The 15,396-nt window shown below is 74.3% G+C and carries 10 protein-coding genes; 5 read left to right on the top strand and 5 right to left on the bottom strand.

What is annotated here, in order from left to right; all coding sequences use genetic code 11:
• Positions 1 to 127 precede the first annotated feature (127 nt).
• From AB0E19_RS05905 to AB0E19_RS05915, 3 genes are all read left to right on the top strand, one after another.
• A complete protein-coding gene (locus AB0E19_RS05905) occupies positions 128 to 1,843 on the top strand; it encodes a carbohydrate-binding module family 20 domain-containing protein (RefSeq protein WP_362173932.1) in 1,716 nt (571 codons plus the stop codon).
• 68 nt (positions 1,844 to 1,911) lie between these two features.
• Complete coding sequence (pulA, locus tag AB0E19_RS05910; protein ID WP_362173935.1) at positions 1,912 to 7,209, top strand: pullulanase-type alpha-1,6-glucosidase; 5,298 nt, start codon at positions 1,912 to 1,914, stop codon at positions 7,207 to 7,209.
• A 95-nt stretch (positions 7,210 to 7,304) separates the two neighbouring features.
• Positions 7,305 to 7,637 (top strand): isomerase, encoded by a 333-nt coding sequence (locus tag AB0E19_RS05915; RefSeq protein WP_362173938.1) that lies wholly within the window; start codon positions 7,305 to 7,307, stop codon positions 7,635 to 7,637.
• On the opposite strand, the gene AB0E19_RS05920 is transcribed toward AB0E19_RS05915, so the two are convergent.
• Positions 7,622 to 8,347, bottom strand: a complete 726-nt coding sequence (locus AB0E19_RS05920; protein ID WP_362173941.1) for a TetR/AcrR family transcriptional regulator — start codon at positions 8,345 to 8,347, stop codon at positions 7,622 to 7,624. The genes AB0E19_RS05915 and AB0E19_RS05920 overlap by 16 nt on opposite strands.
• Positions 8,348 to 8,384: 37 nt before the next feature.
• Between AB0E19_RS05920 and AB0E19_RS05925 the strand changes: the two genes are divergently transcribed.
• Positions 8,385 to 8,831, top strand: coding sequence for a hypothetical protein (locus tag AB0E19_RS05925; RefSeq protein WP_362173944.1), 447 nt, complete (start codon positions 8,385 to 8,387; stop codon positions 8,829 to 8,831).
• 4 nt (positions 8,832 to 8,835) lie between these two features.
• On the opposite strand, the gene AB0E19_RS05930 is transcribed toward AB0E19_RS05925, so the two are convergent.
• The 4 genes from AB0E19_RS05930 to AB0E19_RS05945 form a co-directional block, all read right to left on the bottom strand.
• On the bottom strand, positions 8,836 to 9,936 hold the full coding sequence (locus tag AB0E19_RS05930) for a PDR/VanB family oxidoreductase (protein ID WP_362173947.1): 1,101 nt from the start codon (positions 9,934 to 9,936) through the stop codon (positions 8,836 to 8,838).
• Positions 9,936 to 10,820 carry a metal-dependent hydrolase gene (locus AB0E19_RS05935; RefSeq protein ID WP_360600166.1) on the bottom strand — a complete coding sequence of 295 codons (885 nt, stop codon included), beginning with the start codon at positions 10,818 to 10,820 and terminating at the stop codon, positions 9,936 to 9,938. Before AB0E19_RS05935 ends, AB0E19_RS05930 begins: the two co-directional genes overlap by 1 nt.
• A 207-nt stretch (positions 10,821 to 11,027) precedes the next feature.
• Positions 11,028 to 13,202: a hypothetical protein gene (locus tag AB0E19_RS05940; protein WP_362173951.1), complete on the bottom strand. Its 2,175-nt coding sequence runs from the start codon at positions 13,200 to 13,202 to the stop codon at positions 11,028 to 11,030.
• Between the two features lie 75 nt (positions 13,203 to 13,277).
• Positions 13,278 to 14,078 (bottom strand): tyrosine-protein phosphatase, encoded by an 801-nt coding sequence (locus tag AB0E19_RS05945; RefSeq protein ID WP_362173954.1) that lies wholly within the window; start codon positions 14,076 to 14,078, stop codon positions 13,278 to 13,280.
• Positions 14,079 to 14,258: 180 nt separating this feature from the next.
• On the opposite strand from AB0E19_RS05945, the gene AB0E19_RS05950 reads away from it, so the two are divergent.
• The gene (locus AB0E19_RS05950; RefSeq protein ID WP_362173957.1) at positions 14,259 to 14,933 is read left to right on the top strand and encodes a hypothetical protein; all 675 of its coding nucleotides are present in this window, start codon (positions 14,259 to 14,261) and stop codon (positions 14,931 to 14,933) included.
• The last annotated feature ends 463 nt before the right edge of the window (positions 14,934 to 15,396 follow it).

Raw genomic sequence — 15,396 nt, forward strand, 5'->3', positions numbered from 1 at the left:
GCGTGCGTGAAGTATTGACCGCACGCCTGTACGCCCCTACGGTCGCGGCTGAAAACAGTTGCTGAGAGTTTCGGCAACTTCTTGCGAACAGCTCTCGACACGACAGGGACGTCGTCCAGGAGGAAGCATGGCAAGAAAGACCGTGGCCGCTGCACTCGCCCTCGTGGCGGGAGCCGCTGCGGCCGTCACGGCGAACGCCCCGGCCCAGGCCACCCCGCCGGGAACCAAGGACGTCACCGCGGTGATGTTCGAGTGGAACTTCGCCTCGGTGGCCCGGGAGTGCACCGACCGCCTCGGCCCCGCCGGTTACGGCTACGTCCAGGTCTCCCCGCCCCAGGAGCACCTCCAGGGCAGCCAGTGGTGGACCTCGTACCAGCCCGTCAGCTACAAGATCGCCGGCCGGCTCGGGGACCGCGCCGCCTTCGCGAACATGGTGAACACCTGCCACGCCGCCGGTGTGAAGGTGGTCGCGGACTCGGTCATCAACCACATGGCCAACGGCTCCGGCACGGGAACGGGCGGGACCCCGTTCTCCAAGTACGACTACCCGGGCCTCTACTCCGGCGCCGACATGGACGACTGCCGGGCCACCATCTCGAACTACCAGGACCGGGCCAACGTCCAGAACTGCGAGCTCGTCGGCCTCCCCGACCTCGACACGGGCGAGGAGTACGTCCGCGGGAAGATCGCCGGCTACCTCAACGACCTGCTCTCGCTGGGCGTCGACGGCTTCCGCGTCGACGCCGCCAAGCACATGCCGGCCGCCGACCTCGCGGCCATCAAGGCCAAGCTGACGAATCCTTCCGTCTACTGGAAGCTGGAGGCCATCCACGGCGCCGGCGAGGCCGTCTCCCCGAGCGAGTACCTCGGCAGCGGCGACGTCCAGGAGTTCCGCTACGCCCGCGACCTCAAGCGCGTCCTGCAGAACGAGAAGCTCGCCTACCTGAAGAACTTCGGCGAGGCCTGGGGCCACATGCCCTCCGGCCAGTCCGGCGTCTTCGTCGACAACCACGACACCGAGCGCGGCGGCGACACCCTCACCTACAAGGACGGCGCGAACTACACCCTCGCCTCCGTCTTCATGCTGGCCTGGCCCTACGGCTCCCCGGACGTCCACTCCGGCTACGAGTGGACCGACAAGGACGCCGGACCGCCCAACGGCGGCCAGGTGAACGCCTGTTACACCGACGGCTGGAAGTGCCAGCACGCCTGGCGCGAGATCTCCTCCATGGTCGCCTTCCGCAACACCGCCCGCGGCGAGGCCGTCACGAACTGGTGGGACAACGGCAACAACGCGATCGCGTTCGGCCGCGGCTCCAAGGCGTACGTGGCCCTCAACCACGAGTCCTCCGCCCTGACCCGCACCTTCCAGAGCTCCCTCCCGGCCGGCACCTACTGCGACGTGCAGTCGAACACGGCCGTCACGGTCGACGCCTCCGGCCGGTTCACGGCCACCCTCGCCGCGAACACCGCCCTCGCCCTGCACACCGGGGCCGTGAACTGCGGCTCGGGCACCACCCCGACGACCCCGCCGACCACCCCGCCGGCCACCGCGGGCGCCTCCTTCAACGTCACCGCCACCACCGTGCCCGGCCAGAACATCCACGTCGTCGGCAACCGCGCCGAGCTCGGCAACTGGGCCCCGGCCGCCGCCCCCAAGCTCGACCCCGCCACCTACCCCGTGTGGAAGCTGACGGTGAACCTGCCCGCCGGAACGGTCTTCGAGTACAAGTACGTCCGCAAGGACGCGGCCGGGAACGTCACCTGGGAGTCCGGTGCCAACCGCACCGCGACCGTCCCCGCCTCCGGCCAGATCGTCCTGAACGACACCTTCCGCAGCTGAGCCCCCTCCCTCCGCAGGGCCGCCCCGACCGGGGCGGCCCCCTCTTCCCGTACCTCCAGGGAGCCCCCGTGATACCCAAGCGAACGGCCGTGGCGCTCGCCGCCGCCCTCGTCGCCGCCCTCGTCCCGGCCCTGCCCGCGACCGCGGCGCCCCGCCCGCCGGCCCCGCCCTCCGACCGGACCCTCGCCGCCGAACCGGCCCGCCAGGACCTCACCCGCGAGCAGTTCTACTTCGTGCTGCCCGACCGGTTCGCCAACGGCGACACCTCCAACGACAAGGGCGGCCTCACCGGCAGCCGTACCGCCACCGGCTTCGACCCGACCGACAAGGGCTTCTACCAGGGCGGCGACCTCAAGGGGCTCACACAGCGCCTGGACTACATCAAGGGCCTCGGCACCACCGCCATCTGGATGGCGCCGATCTTCAAGAACCGGCCCGTGCAGGGCGAGGGCAAGGACGCCAGCGCCGGCTACCACGGCTACTGGATCACCGACTTCACCCAGGTCGACCCGCACTTCGGCACCAACGACGACCTCAAGAAGCTCATCGCGGCCGCCCACGCCAAGGGCATGAAGGTCTTCTTCGACGTCATCACCAACCACACCGCCGACACCGTCGACTACGCCGAGAAGAAGTACGGCTACCGCCCCAAGGGCGCCTACCCGTACCTCGACAAGGACGGCCGCCCCTTCGACGACCGCACCGCGATCGGCGGGGTCGACGCCGACTCCTTCCCGTACACCCCCGTCGCGCGCGGCGGCGACAAGGTCCCCGCCTGGCTCAACGACCCCACGATGTACCACAACCGCGGCGACTCGACCTGGCAGGGCGAGTCCGCCGAGTACGGCGACTTCGTCGGCCTCGACGACCTGTGGACCGAGCGCCCCGAGGTCGTCGAGGGCATGCGGAGGATCTACGAGACCTGGGTCCGCGACTTCGACATCGACGGCTTCCGCATCGACACCGTCAAGCACGTCGACCTCGACTTCTGGACCCAGTGGGCCACCGCCCTCGACGCCTACGCCAAGAAGCGGGGCCGCGAGGACTTCTTCATGTTCGGCGAGGTCTACTCCGCCGACACCGCCGTCACCGCCCCCTACGTCACCCGCGGCCGGCTCGACGCCACCCTCGACTTCCCCTTCCAGGACGCCGCCCGCGCCTTCGCCTCCCAGGGCTCCGGCGCCGACCGCCTCGCCAAGGTCTTCGCCGAGGACTACCGGTACACCACCGACAAGGCCAACGCCTACGAGCAGGTCACCTTCCTCGGCAACCACGACATGGGCCGCTTCGGCACCTTCCTGAAGCAGGACAACCCGAACGCCTCCGACGCCGAACTCGTCCGCCGCGCCACCCTCGCCAACGAACTGATGTTCCTCTCCCGCGGCAACCCGGTGGTCTACTCGGGCGACGAGCAGGGCTTCACCGGCGCCGGCGGCGACAAGGACGCCCGCCAGCCCCTCTTCGCCACCCGGGTCGCCGACTACCTCGACGACGACCGGCTCGGCACCGACCGCGGCCACGACACCGACGCCTACGACACCGGCCACCCGCTCTACCGGTCGATCGCCGCCCTGTCGAAGCTCACCCGCGAACACCCCGCCCTCCGCGACGGCGTCCAGCAGGAGCGCTACGCCCAGGACTCCGTCTACGCCGCCTCCCGCACCGACGCGAAGCAGCGCGTCGAGTACCTGGTCGCCGCCAACAGCGCCACCGAGCCGAAGACCGTCACCCTCCCCGTCGACTCCGCCTCCTTCCGCACCCTGTACGGCGGCCAGGGCGCCGTCACCGCGAAGGACGGCAAGGTCACCGTCACCGTCCCCGCCCTCTCCACCCTCGTCCTCCGGGCCGACCGGCCCCTCCCGGCCGTCACCGGGAAGCCGTCCGTCGCCCTGAAGGCCCCCGCCGCCGGCTCCACCGGCACCGTCGAGCTCACCGCCGACGTCACCGGCGACGCCCTCAGCCGGGTCGTCTTCGCCGCCCAGGTCGGCAACGGCCGCTGGCAGACCCTCGGCACCGCCGACCACGCCCCCTACAAGGTCACCCAGCACGTGACCGCCCCCGCCGGCACCCCGCTCCGCTACAAGGCCGTCGTCGTCGACGCCGCCGGACACACCGCGAGCGCCACCGCCGCGACCACCGCGGGCGCGCCCCCGGCCCCCGAGAAGCCCGTCGCCGTCGAACGCCCCTACGCGATCGTCCACTACCAGCGCGAGGACGGCGACTACGACGGCTGGACCCTGAACGCCGCCGGACAGCAGGCCGCCTTCACCGGCCGCGACGCCCACGGCGCCTTCGCCTGGGTCAAGGTCCCCGAGGGCGCCTCCTCCGTCGCCTACACCGTGGAGAAGGACGGCGCCGCCGACGGCCCCCAGCGCACCGTCCAGCTCGGCCGCACCGGCGAGGTCTGGATCACCCAGGGCCAGGACGGCCAGTCCGACACCGACCCGGCCCCCACCGCCCCGGACAAGACCAAGGCCGTCATCCACTACCAGCGCCCGGACGGGAACTACGACGGCTGGGGCCTCCACCTGTGGACCGGCGCCGCCCAGCCCACCGACTGGTCCAAGCCCCTCCTGCCCACCCGCGTCGACGCCTACGGCGCCGTGTACGAGGTGCCGCTCGCCGAGGGCGCCACCTCCCTCTCGTACATCCTCCACAAGGGCGACGAGAAGGACCTCCCCACCGACCAGTCCCTCGACCTCGCCGCCACCGGCCACCAGGTCTGGCTCCTCGCCGGGCAGCCCAAGCACCTCCTGCCGACCAGCGGCGGCGCGCCCGCCCTCGACCTCGGCAAGGCCGAGGCCCAGTGGATCGACCGGAACACCGTCGTCTGGAAGGTGAAGGCGAACGACTCCACCAGCCAGCAGCTGGTGTACGCCCCCGACGGCGGCATCGCCGTCACCGACGGCGCCCTCAGCAGCGAGGGCCAGTGGCTCCGGCTGAACGCGGGCAGCCTCACCGACGCCCAGAAGGCGAAGTTCCCGCACCTCAAGGACTATCCGGCCTTCACCGTCGACCCGCGCGACGCCGACCGCGTCCGCTCCTCCCTGCGCGGCCAGCTGATCGCCACCCAGCGCGCGGCCAACGGCGCCCTGCTCGCCGCCACCGGCGTGCAGACCGCCGGCGTCCTCGACGACCTGTACGCGGCGAAGGCCACCTCCCGGGCGCTCGGCCCGGTCTTCCGGGCCGGCCGGCCGACCCTCTCCGTGTGGGCCCCGACCGCCCAGTCCGTCGCCCTCGAACTCGACGGCAGGACCGTCCGCATGCGGCGCGACGACACCACCGGCGTCTGGTCCGTCACCGGCGACCGGTCCTGGACCGGCAAGCCCTACCGGTACGTCGTGAAGGTCTGGGCGCCCACCGTCGGCAAGCTCGTCGAGAACCGCGTCACCGACCCGTACGCGACCGCCCTCACCGCCGACTCCGCCCGCAGCCTCGTCGTCGACCTCGCCGACCCGAAGCTCGCCCCGGCCGGCTGGAAGAGCCTGCGGAAGCCGGCCGCCGTGCCGCTGCGCGACGCCCGCATCCAGGAACTCCACGTCCGCGACTTCTCGATCGCCGACCCCACCGCGAAGGCCGACCACCGCGGCACCTTCCTCGCCTTCACCGACAAGGACAGCAAGGGCTCGCGGCACCTCAAGGCCCTCGCCGACTCCGGCACCAACTACGTCCACCTCCTCCCGGCCTTCGACATCGGCACCATCCCCGAGAAGAAGTCCGGCCAGGCCGAACCCGCCTGCGACCTGAAGGTCTACGCCCCCGACTCCGAGGAGCAGCAGGCCTGCGTCGCCGAGGCCGCCGCGAAGGACGCGTACAACTGGGGCTACGACCCCCTGCACTACACGGTCCCCGAGGGCTCCTACTCCACCGACCCGGACGGCACCCGCCGCACGGTCGAGTTCCGGCAGATGGTCCAGGCGCTCAACGGCCAGGGCCTGCGCACCGTCATGGACGTCGTCTACAACCACACCGTCGCCGCCGGACAGTCCGACAAGTCCGTCCTCGACAGGATCGTCCCCGGCTACTACCAGCGCCTCCAGGCCGACGGCACCGTCGCCACCTCCACCTGCTGCGCCAACACCGCGCCCGAGAACGCCATGATGGGCAAGCTCGTCGTGGACTCGGTCGTCACCTGGGCCAGGCAGTACAAGGTCGACGGCTTCCGCTTCGACCTCATGGGCCACCACCCCAAGGAGAACATCCTCGCCGTCCGCGAGGCGCTCGACGCCCTGACCGTCGAGAAGGACGGCGTCGACGGCAAGGCGATCGTCCTCTACGGCGAGGGCTGGAACTTCGGCGAGATCGCCGACGACGCCCGCTTCGTCCAGGCCACCCAGAAGAACATGGCCGGCACCGGCGTCGCCACCTTCTCCGACCGGGCCCGCGACGCCGTCCGCGGCGGCGGCCCCTTCGACGAGGACCCCGGCGTCCAGGGCTTCGCCTCCGGCCTCTACACCGACCCCAACGCCTCCACCGCCAACGGCACCCCGGAGCAGCAGAAGGCCCGCCTCCTGCACTACCAGGACCTCATCAAGGTCGGCCTCAGCGGCAACCTCGCGTCCTACTCCTTCACCGACACCTCCGGGCGCACGGTCAAGGGCTCCGAGGTCGACTACAACGGCGCCCCGGCCGGCTACGCGGCCGTCCCCGGCGACGCCCTCGCCTACGCCGACGCCCACGACAACGAGACCCTCTACGACGCCCTCGCCTTCAAGCTGCCGGCCGGCACCTCCGCGGCCGACCGGGCCCGCATGCAGGTCCTCGCCATGGCCACCGCCACCCTCTCCCAGGGCCCGGCGCTCTCCCAGGCCGGCACCGACCTGCTCCGCTCCAAGTCCCTCGACCGCAACTCGTACGACAGCGGCGACTGGTTCAACTCGATCCACTGGGACTGCCGCGACGGCAACGGCTTCGGCATCGGCCTCCCGCCGGCCGCCGACAACAAGGCCAAGTGGGGCTACGGCAAGCCGCTTCTCACGAACCCGAACCTGACCGTCGGCTGCGAGGAGATCGACGGCGCCTCCGCCGCCTACCGGGACCTCCAGCGGATCCGCGCCACCGAGCCCGGCTTCTCCCTGGCCACGGCCGGACAGGTGCAGGAACGGCTCTCCTTCCCGCTCTCCGGCACCGAGGAGACCCCCGGCGTCATCACCATGCGCCTCGGTGACCTCGTCGTCGTCTTCAACGCGACCCCGGACGAGCGGGCGCAGACGGTCGCCGCCCTGGCCGGCACGGCCTACGGCCTGCACCCGGTCCAGGCGAACGGCTCCGACGCCGTGACCAGGTCCGCCTCGTACGAGGCCGGTTCGGGCACCTTCACGGTCCCGGCCCGCACGGTCGCCGTCTTCAAGGCCGCCACGACCTGACCAAGTCGTCGCGAAGGTCCCGGCCGTCCTTGTGCGGCCGGGACCTTCGTCGTGAGGCTGGGGCCGGACACCCAGGACCCGCACGAGAGGCCGTCATGCCGCAGATCACCGTCGACCATTCCGTCCCCTTCGACCGGCGGGCCTTCGCGCTCGACCTCCACGGCCTCGTGGCGGAGACCGTCCGCACCTCCGTCGGCAACTGCAAGACCCGCTTCCGCGAGGTCGCGGAGACCGTCGTCGGCGACGGCGCCACCGACGCCGCCCTGGTCCACATCGAGATCGCCCTGGCCTTCGGGCGGACCGACGCGCTCAAGACCCACCTCGCGCAGGCCGTGCTCGCCCTCCTGGCCCGGCACCTCAAGGGAGCCGACGGAGTACGCCTCGCCGTCGAGGTCCGCGACCTCGAGAACGCCTACCGCAAGGCCTGATCCGGCACGACGGGCAGGGGGGCCGGCGCCAGGGTGAGCAGCCGGCCCACCAGCTCGGCGAACGGGCCGTCCGGCGGTTCCTGGGCCAGGACCGCCGTCAGCACCTCCGCCGTCTGCTCGTCGTGGACGGCGCTCACCGCCGTCAGCGCCGCGAAGTCGTGCACCAGCTTCCGCTCCAGCTCCGCGCGCGGCACCCGCCGCCCGTCCAGCCACAGCAGCGCCGTCGACTCCGCGAGCGACACCCAGGAGCGCACGACCAGTTCGAGCCGCGGGGACGGGTCCGCCACCCCGAGATGGGCCACGATCTGCTCGTACGCGGCCTGCCGCACCTCGTCGATCATCGCGTTGGTCGTCGACGAACCCACCGCGGGACCGCCCCGCATCAGCGCCGCGAAACCCGGGCCGTGGTCGTCGACGAAGTCGAAGAAGCGGCCCATCACCCGCAGCAGCCGCGCTCCCAGCGGGCCCTGCGGCGGCTCCAGGAAGCGGGCCGCGAGCTCGTCGGCCGCGCGCCGCAGCGCCGCCTCGTACAGGCTCTGCTTGCCGGGGAAGTAGTGGTAGACCAGCGGCCGGGAGATGCCCGCGGCGGCGGCGATCTCGTCGATGGAGACCTCGTCGGGGGAGCGGCTGCTGAAGAGTTCGAGGGCCACCCCGATCAGCTGCTGCTTGCGCTCCTCGACGCCCATCCTGCGCCGCACACCGGTCGTCATACGAACAGCCTATCGGGGTCCGTTACGCTCCTCGTCCATGACAGCTTCCGACCAGGAAACCCCGGCCGCCGAGAACCCCGAGACCTCCGCGCCGGACGAGCCGGACGAGCCCGACGAGGCGCCGGAGGAACAGGAGTCGGAGGAGGACGCGCACGAGGACGCGGCGGAGGACGCGGCGGAGGACGCGCACGAGGACGCGCCGGAGGACGACGGCGAGCGGTCCGGCGCGGGCATGACCCCCAAGCAGGCGAGGCGGCTGCGCGTGGCGGCCGCCTCGGTGCTGCTGGTGGCGATGGGCGTGATCCTGGTGGTCCGCCTCGCGAGCCGGACCTCCGTGCTGGTCGTCGGCGTCTACGGCCTCGCGATGATCCTCTGCGGGATCGTCATCGAGCTGGCCCGCAACGGCCGTACCCGGCTCGGCACCTGGCTGCTCGTGGGCGGCCTCGCGGCCGCCCTCGCCTGCGACTGGCTGATCCTGCCCTGACGTCCTAGAGGTCGAGGACGAGCTTCTTCCCGGCGCAGCGCGAGACGCAGACCAGCATCGAGTCCGCCCGCTCCGCGTCGGTGAGCAGCTCGTCCCGGTGGTCGACCTCGCCCTCCAGGACGGTCTGCCGGCAGGTGCCGCAGAAGCCCTGGGTGCAGGAGTACATGAGGCCTGGCACCTCCTCCCGTACGGCCGCGAGCACCGACTGGTCGGCGGCGACGGCCACCGTCCGCCCGGAGCGCCGGAGTTCGACCTCGAAGGGGGTGCCGTCGGCCGGGGCGAGCGCGGAGAAGCGCTCCAGGCGCGGCGTGCGGCCCTCCGGCAGCGCGGCGGAGACGGCGTCCATGAGCCCGTCGGGGCCGCAGCAGTAGACCTGCGTCTCGGCCGGCGCCTGGGCCAGGAAGGACAGGTCCGGATACCCGTCCTCGTCCTCCGCGACGACCGTCACCCTCCCCCGGCCTTCGGCCGGGGGGACCCCCATCTCGCTTCGCTCGCCGCCGAGCCGGACCAGTTCCGCCAGGTACGGCATGGTGGCGCGGGACCGTCCGCAGTAGACGAGGCGCCAGTCGGCGCCCGCCGCCTCCGCGGCCCTGGCCATCGGCAGGATCGGGGTGATCCCGATGCCGCCGGCGACGAAGACGTACGCGGGGGAGTCGACCAGCGGGAAGCGGTTGCGCGGCCCCCGGATCTCGATCTCGGCGCCCTCGTGGAGCTGTTCGTGCACCTCGCGCGAGCCGCCCCGGCCGCCCTGCTCCTCGTCGATGAGCCGGGTCGCGATCCGGTAGACGTCCGCCTGGGCCGGGTCGCCGCAGAGCGAGTACTGCCGGACCTGCCCCGAGGGAAGGACGACGTCGACGTGGGCGCCGGGCTCCCACGACGGCAGCCGCTCGCCCTCCAGGCGCAGTTCGACGACGCCCTCGGCGGGGACGGCCCGGCCGGTGACGAGCACCCGGCGCGGGACGGTCGCCCCGCGCCCGTACCCGGAGACCGGCGTCTCCAGGGACGGCATCGGCCACAGCGGGGCGGTCGTCATCCGGGAGCGGACCGCCCGGCGGACGAGGAGCGCGGCGCCGGCGACGAGGGCGACGGTGGTGAACCGGGGCATCAGCGGCCTCCGTTGGCGCCGGGGGAGGAGGCGAGGTAGGCGACGGCCTGCGCGGTGTCACCCTCCTGGGAGGGGTGGTAGGCGCGGCTCAGGTAGCGGGGGATCGAGCGCAGCATGGCCGGGGTGGACGGCAGCACGCCCTCGCGGCCCTTGCGGTAGAAGTCGGCCCAGGCGACCTTCGGGTCGAGCAGGGCGGGGTCGTTCTCCATGAAGAAGCGGACCCCGCGCTGCCAGAGGAAGACGAGTGCGGAGAAGGCGAGCGCCCAGGTGCGGGCGCGGCGCCGGTAGCCGCCGTCGAGGTGCATGAAGAGGTCGAAGGCGACCGCCCGGTGCTCGACCTCCTCGGCGCCGTGCCAGCGCAGCAGGTCCATCATCATCGGGTCGGCGCCCCGCCGGTCCAGCTCGTCGGCGTTGAGCACCCAGTCGCCGAGGAAGGCGGTGTAGTGCTCGATCGCGGCGATCAGCGCGACCCGCTCCATCAGCCACCAGCGGCGGGCCCGGCCCGGCGGCAGCGTCCGGTCGCCGAGCAGCTTCTCGAAGAACCAGTCGACCTGCGCGGTGTACGGCGTCGGGTCGAGCCCCTGCCGGCGCAGGTGCGGCAGCACGTCGTCGTGCGCCTGCGAGTGCACGGCCTCCTGCCCGATGAAGCCGATGACGTCCTCGCGCAGCCGGTCGTCGGTGATGTACGGCAGCGCCTGCTGGTAGACGTGCACGAACCACCGCTCCCCGGCCGGGAGGAGCAGGTGCAGCACGTTGATCGTGTGCGTGGTGAAGGGGTCGCCGGGGACCCAGTGGAGCGGGGTCTCCTGCCAGTCGAAGGCGACCTTGCGCGCCTTGAGCTCGACGTGCTCCGACGCCACCGGTGCAGGCTGCGTATTAGACATGCCGTCAATGTACTGAGGAGTAAGCACCGGGAACAGAGTCGTGCAGGGGCTTTTTGGACAGCGGTACGGGCCCGACCGCCTACCGCCGGGCCTCGCCGAGCGCTCCGTGCGGGGCCGGCCCCGCCCACGTCTCCCCGGCCCCCGCGAGCGCCCCGCCCGCCTCCCGCGCACCACTCCCGCTCCCGCGCCGCGCCGGGGCGTCCGGGCTCAGCGCAGGGCGGGCATGGGGCGGCCGTCCTTCAGGGTGGCGCTCAGCTCCGCGCGGGCGCCCGCCGACGCCTTCGCCGCCAGGACCGGCCCCTCGGCCCGGGCCGTGACCCCGCCCTCGACCCGCACCGACACCAGGTCGGGGCCGCCCGCGGCCAGCACGTACCAGCCGCCTGCCGGCGCCTGCCACAGCGCCCCGGCCAGCACCCTCGGCTCCCGCACCCCGCACGCCGGCGCGTCCTGCGCGCGGGCGGCGAGCGCGGCCGGGACCTTCGGGTCCGGCGGCAGGAACTGCGCGAGGACCCGGCTGCCGGTGCCCCGCCAGGTCTCCGCCCGGGTGCACACCCAGGCCGCCCGCCCCGCGCCCTCCGGCAGCGACTGCCGGGCGAACCGCCAGGCCCGCACCGAGCCCACCCCCTGCCCGAGGACCGTCGTCAGCTGACACGCCGTCCGCGCCCAGACCGCCCGCGCCTCACGGCCCGTGGCGTCGACGGGCGCGCCGGGCGGCCCCCACAGCAGCCGGGCCGGCACCAGCTCGCCGAGGTCGCCGAGCAGCCGGCCGCCGGAGTCGTCCGTCACCTGGAGGGTGTTCCACCGCGCGCACTCCTCCGCGAGCGCGGGGCTCGGCACCGCGTCGGTCACCCCGTGCGCGTCCCGCCCCAGCGTCCACGGCTCCTTGCCGGGCATCAGCAGGTCCCGTACGGCGGACCCGGTCACCCACGGCGCGGTCAGGTACCGCACGTTGCCCGCCGCCCGCGTCACCACGACCGCGCTCGCCCCCGGCCCCTCCGCACCGTCGGTGCGGGCGAAGTCGAGCGCGGCGCCCGCCGTCCCCTCCACCGGCTCGGCGTACCGCACGATCCGCAGCCCGTCGTGGAAGAGCACCACCCGGGCCGCGTCCACCCGCCCCGCGAACAGCAGCTGGGGCGGCCCCATCGGAGGCCCGACCGGCGTGCCCGGCGTCGCCGAGGACTCCACGGCCGCGCCGGGCCGCGCCCACACCGCGAGCGCCCGCCGCAGCAGCGGCGCGTCCCCGGCGAGCTCCCCGCGCGCGGGCCACACCGAGAAGTCCCGCCGGACGGCCCCGGGCCAGACGGCCGGCGCGACCCGTCTCACCTTCGCCGGGTCGAGCGCGGCCTCGGCGGCGGGGTTGCGGGCGTAACTCGGTGCCGCAGCACCGTTTCTGCCCCAGCCGTCACCCGGCAGCCCGAGCAGCGCCCCGCACACCAGGAGCGCCACCACCCCCACCAGGACCGCCCGCCCGTGCTGCCGCCGCCGCAGCAGGTCCCCGGGGCGCGCCTGGAGCGTGCAGGGGTCGAACTCCGCCGATTCGAGCAGCGAGGCCCCGCCGAGCCGCCGACCCGCCCCCGCCCGGTCGCCCGCCGCGTGGCCTCCCCCGGACGGCCCGGCGACGGCCCCCGCCCCGCCGGCCCCCGCCGCGGACCCCGTCTCCGGCGGGCCGGCCGCACCGGCCACGCCGTCGCGGACGCGCCCGGGCCCCGCCTGCTCGCCCACCCGGCCGGGGCGCCCGCCCGGGCGCGCCGCGCCGGGGACGGGGCCTCCGGGGCGGCCGGCCGGGCCACCCGCCGCGAGGCCCTCGTCCTCCCCGTCCTCCTCCAGCGCGGCCAGCTCCGCCAGCGCGGACTCCGGATCCCCGGCGCCCGCCGCGGCCAGCACCCGGAGGACCTCCGCGTCGCCCTGCCGCTCCAGACCGCGCAGCACGTACGCGGCCCGGGCCGGGGCGGAGAGCCGGGCGAGCAGCTGGTCCAGGGCGAGTTCGTCCGCCCCGCCCGCCCGGGGGAACAGGCGCAGCCCCCACACCTGCGGCAGCAGCGGCGGCAGCTGCGCCCGGCGCGGCACGGCGAGCCGCCGCAGCGGCAGCCCGGCGACCAGCGCCTGCCGCAGCACCTCGCCCCGCACGTACGCGTACCCGGGATCCACCGCGTCCTCGGGCCGCCGCGGCTCCGGCACGGCGGGTCCCGGCACCCGCCGGCGCGGCAGCGCCCGCTGCACCAGCGCGTGCGCGGTCAGCACCCGCCGCTTGCGGCCCATCGTCGGCGGCAGGACCAGATAGGCGATGCGGACGAGCCGCGGATAGCGCTCGACGAGGGCGGCCTCGGCCTGCTCGACGTCGACGGGGCCCACGGGCGAGGGAACGAGATCCTGGGTGCTCACGTTCAGCAGAACGAGCGATTCTTGCGATGGTCACCCCGGCCGGGCCCGCGCGCCGCCCGGCTCCGGCGGGCCGCCTCAGGCCGCGTACACGGTCAACCGCTCCCGGAGCAGCGCGATCGTCCCGTCCGGCACCCCGAGCCCGTCCCGTACGTACGCCTCCATCGAACCGTGCCGCTCCGCGACCTCCTCCAGGCCCGCGTCCAGGTACTCCGGCAGCACCCCGATCATCGCGAGCGCCAGGTCGGGGTCGCCGCCCTGGGTGACGAAGCCCTCGATCATCGGCGCGAACGCCTGCCGCACCGCCGGGTTCACCGCCAGGTACTCCTCCCGCACCGTCGCCTCGTCCGCGCCGAGCAGCGCGAGCACCACCGTCGCCCCCCAGCCCGTACGGTCCTTGCCCGCCGTGCAGTGGAAGAGCAGCGGTCCGGCCCCCGGCGTCGCCAGCTCGACGAGCAGGGCGCGGTAGGAGGCGCGGGCGGAGGGGCTGCCGACGAAGGCCCGGTAGGTCGCCCGCATCGCGTCGACGATCCGCCCGCCCCCGAGGTGCCGCTCGGCGAGCGCCGGGTCGGTGAGCAGCGTCTTCAGCCGGGCGGCCGGCGGCAGCCCGCTCGCCGCCAGGTGGTCGGCGAGCACGTCCGCGACGAGCAGCCGGGCACCGTCCGGCAGCCGGTCGGGCCGGTCGGCGCGCTCGGCGGCGGTCCGCAGGTCGACGACGGTCCGCAGCTTCAGCCCCGCCACCACGGCCTCGTCCGGTTCGAGCCGGTCCAGCTGCGCCGACCGGAGCACGAGTCCGCCCCGCACCGACCGCCCGTCGCCCAGCGGCACCCCGCCGAGGTCCCGGAGGTTGGCGACGGAGGCGGCGGCGATCGCGGGCATGGGCGGTACTCCTCCGACGGGACGCGGCCGGGACACGGCCCGGGCAGGGCCGGGACGCGGCACTCTCTCCCGACCGTAACGGCCGGATCCGCACTCGGCACCAGCAGGTGAAGTAGTCCGTTCCGTACCACCGGGAGGCGGTCTGTCCAGTCACCCGGGCGGGTGACACCATGTCCCCCGATGACGCACCCCCTCTCGCCGTTGCGCGCCCTGAGAGCCGCCCTGTTCGCGGTCGTGTGCGTCGTCCTGGCAGCGGTGGGGCATTCGTCCATGTCTGTCCACGCCCTCGACCCGCTCGCCCTCCTCGCCGCCTTCGCCGTCACGGCCGCCGGCGCCTGGTGCGCGGCCGGCCGCCGGCGCGGCCCGGTCGCCTGCGCGGCCGGCCTGCTGGCCGCCCAGGGCGCCCTTCACCTCGCGTTCTCCCTGACGGGCGCCCACCCGGAAACCGCTCCGGCGACGGCGACGGCGACGAGCCACGGGCAGCACGGGGAGCACGCGGTACACGGGGCGCACGGCGCCCACGGCGCCACCGCCGCCGCACCCGAGGCGCTCCTCGACGGCGGGGCCGGCATGCTCGCCGCGCACCTGCTGGCCGCGCTCGTCTGCGGGCTGTGGCTGGCGCGCGGCGAGGCCGCGTTCTTCGCGCTCGCGGAGGGGGCGTCCAGGCCGCTGCGGCGGCTGTTCGCCGTTCCGCTCGGGCCCGTCGCCGTCCCCGGCGACCCGCGTCGCCCGGTGCGCCGGCCGCGCCGGGGCGCCCGGCGGCCGCACGTCGTCGTCCTCGCGTCCGTCCTCTCCCGGCGCGGCCCGCCCCGCCCGCCCCTCACCCGCGCCACGGTCCTCGGTCCACTCGTCTGACGTCCGCCGGGGGCCGCTTCCCCCTGCCCGACGGCAGGCCCCCACCGGACCCCTCACGAGACTCCGAGGACAGTCATGACCATCGACGATCCCGCACGCCCCGACGCGGCCGAAACAGCGACGACGCCCGACGCGCCGGAGACGCCCGACGCGCCCGAGACGCCCGACGCGCCGGAGACGCCCGACGCGCCGGAGACGGCCGAGAAGCCGACCTCCCGGCCGTCCCGCTCCGGCGCCGACGCGGCCGAGGCACCCGAAACACCCGAGACGGCGACGACGCCCGAGGCGCGGGAGACGCCCGAGCCGCCGGAGACGCCCGACGCGCCCGAGACGGCCGACGCGCCCGAGACGGCCGAGAAGCCGACCTCCCGGCCGTCCCGCTCCGGCGCCGACGCGGCCGAGGCGCCCGAAACACCCGAGACGGCGACGACGCCCGAGGCACGGGAGACGCCCGAGCCGCCGG

It is taken from the genome of Streptomyces sp. NPDC047974, from assembly GCF_040653375.1.
Lineage (GTDB): Bacteria > Actinomycetota > Actinomycetes > Streptomycetales > Streptomycetaceae > Streptomyces.

Coding starts and splice junctions, on each gene's coding strand:
- AB0E19_RS05905 (WP_362173932.1), top strand. CDS start 128: ATGGCAAGAAAGACCGTGGCCGCTGCACTCGCCCTCGTGGCGGGAGCC.
- AB0E19_RS05915 (WP_362173938.1), top strand. CDS start 7,305: ATGCCGCAGATCACCGTCGACCATTCCGTCCCCTTCGACCGGCGGGCC.
- AB0E19_RS05920 (WP_362173941.1), bottom strand. CDS start 8,347: ATGACGACCGGTGTGCGGCGCAGGATGGGCGTCGAGGAGCGCAAGCAG.
- AB0E19_RS05925 (WP_362173944.1), top strand. CDS start 8,385: ATGACAGCTTCCGACCAGGAAACCCCGGCCGCCGAGAACCCCGAGACC.
- AB0E19_RS05930 (WP_362173947.1), bottom strand. CDS start 9,936: ATGCCCCGGTTCACCACCGTCGCCCTCGTCGCCGGCGCCGCGCTCCTC.
- AB0E19_RS05935 (WP_360600166.1), bottom strand. CDS start 10,820: ATGTCTAATACGCAGCCTGCACCGGTGGCGTCGGAGCACGTCGAGCTC.
- AB0E19_RS05945 (WP_362173954.1), bottom strand. CDS start 14,078: ATGCCCGCGATCGCCGCCGCCTCCGTCGCCAACCTCCGGGACCTCGGC.
- AB0E19_RS05950 (WP_362173957.1), top strand. CDS start 14,259: ATGACGCACCCCCTCTCGCCGTTGCGCGCCCTGAGAGCCGCCCTGTTC.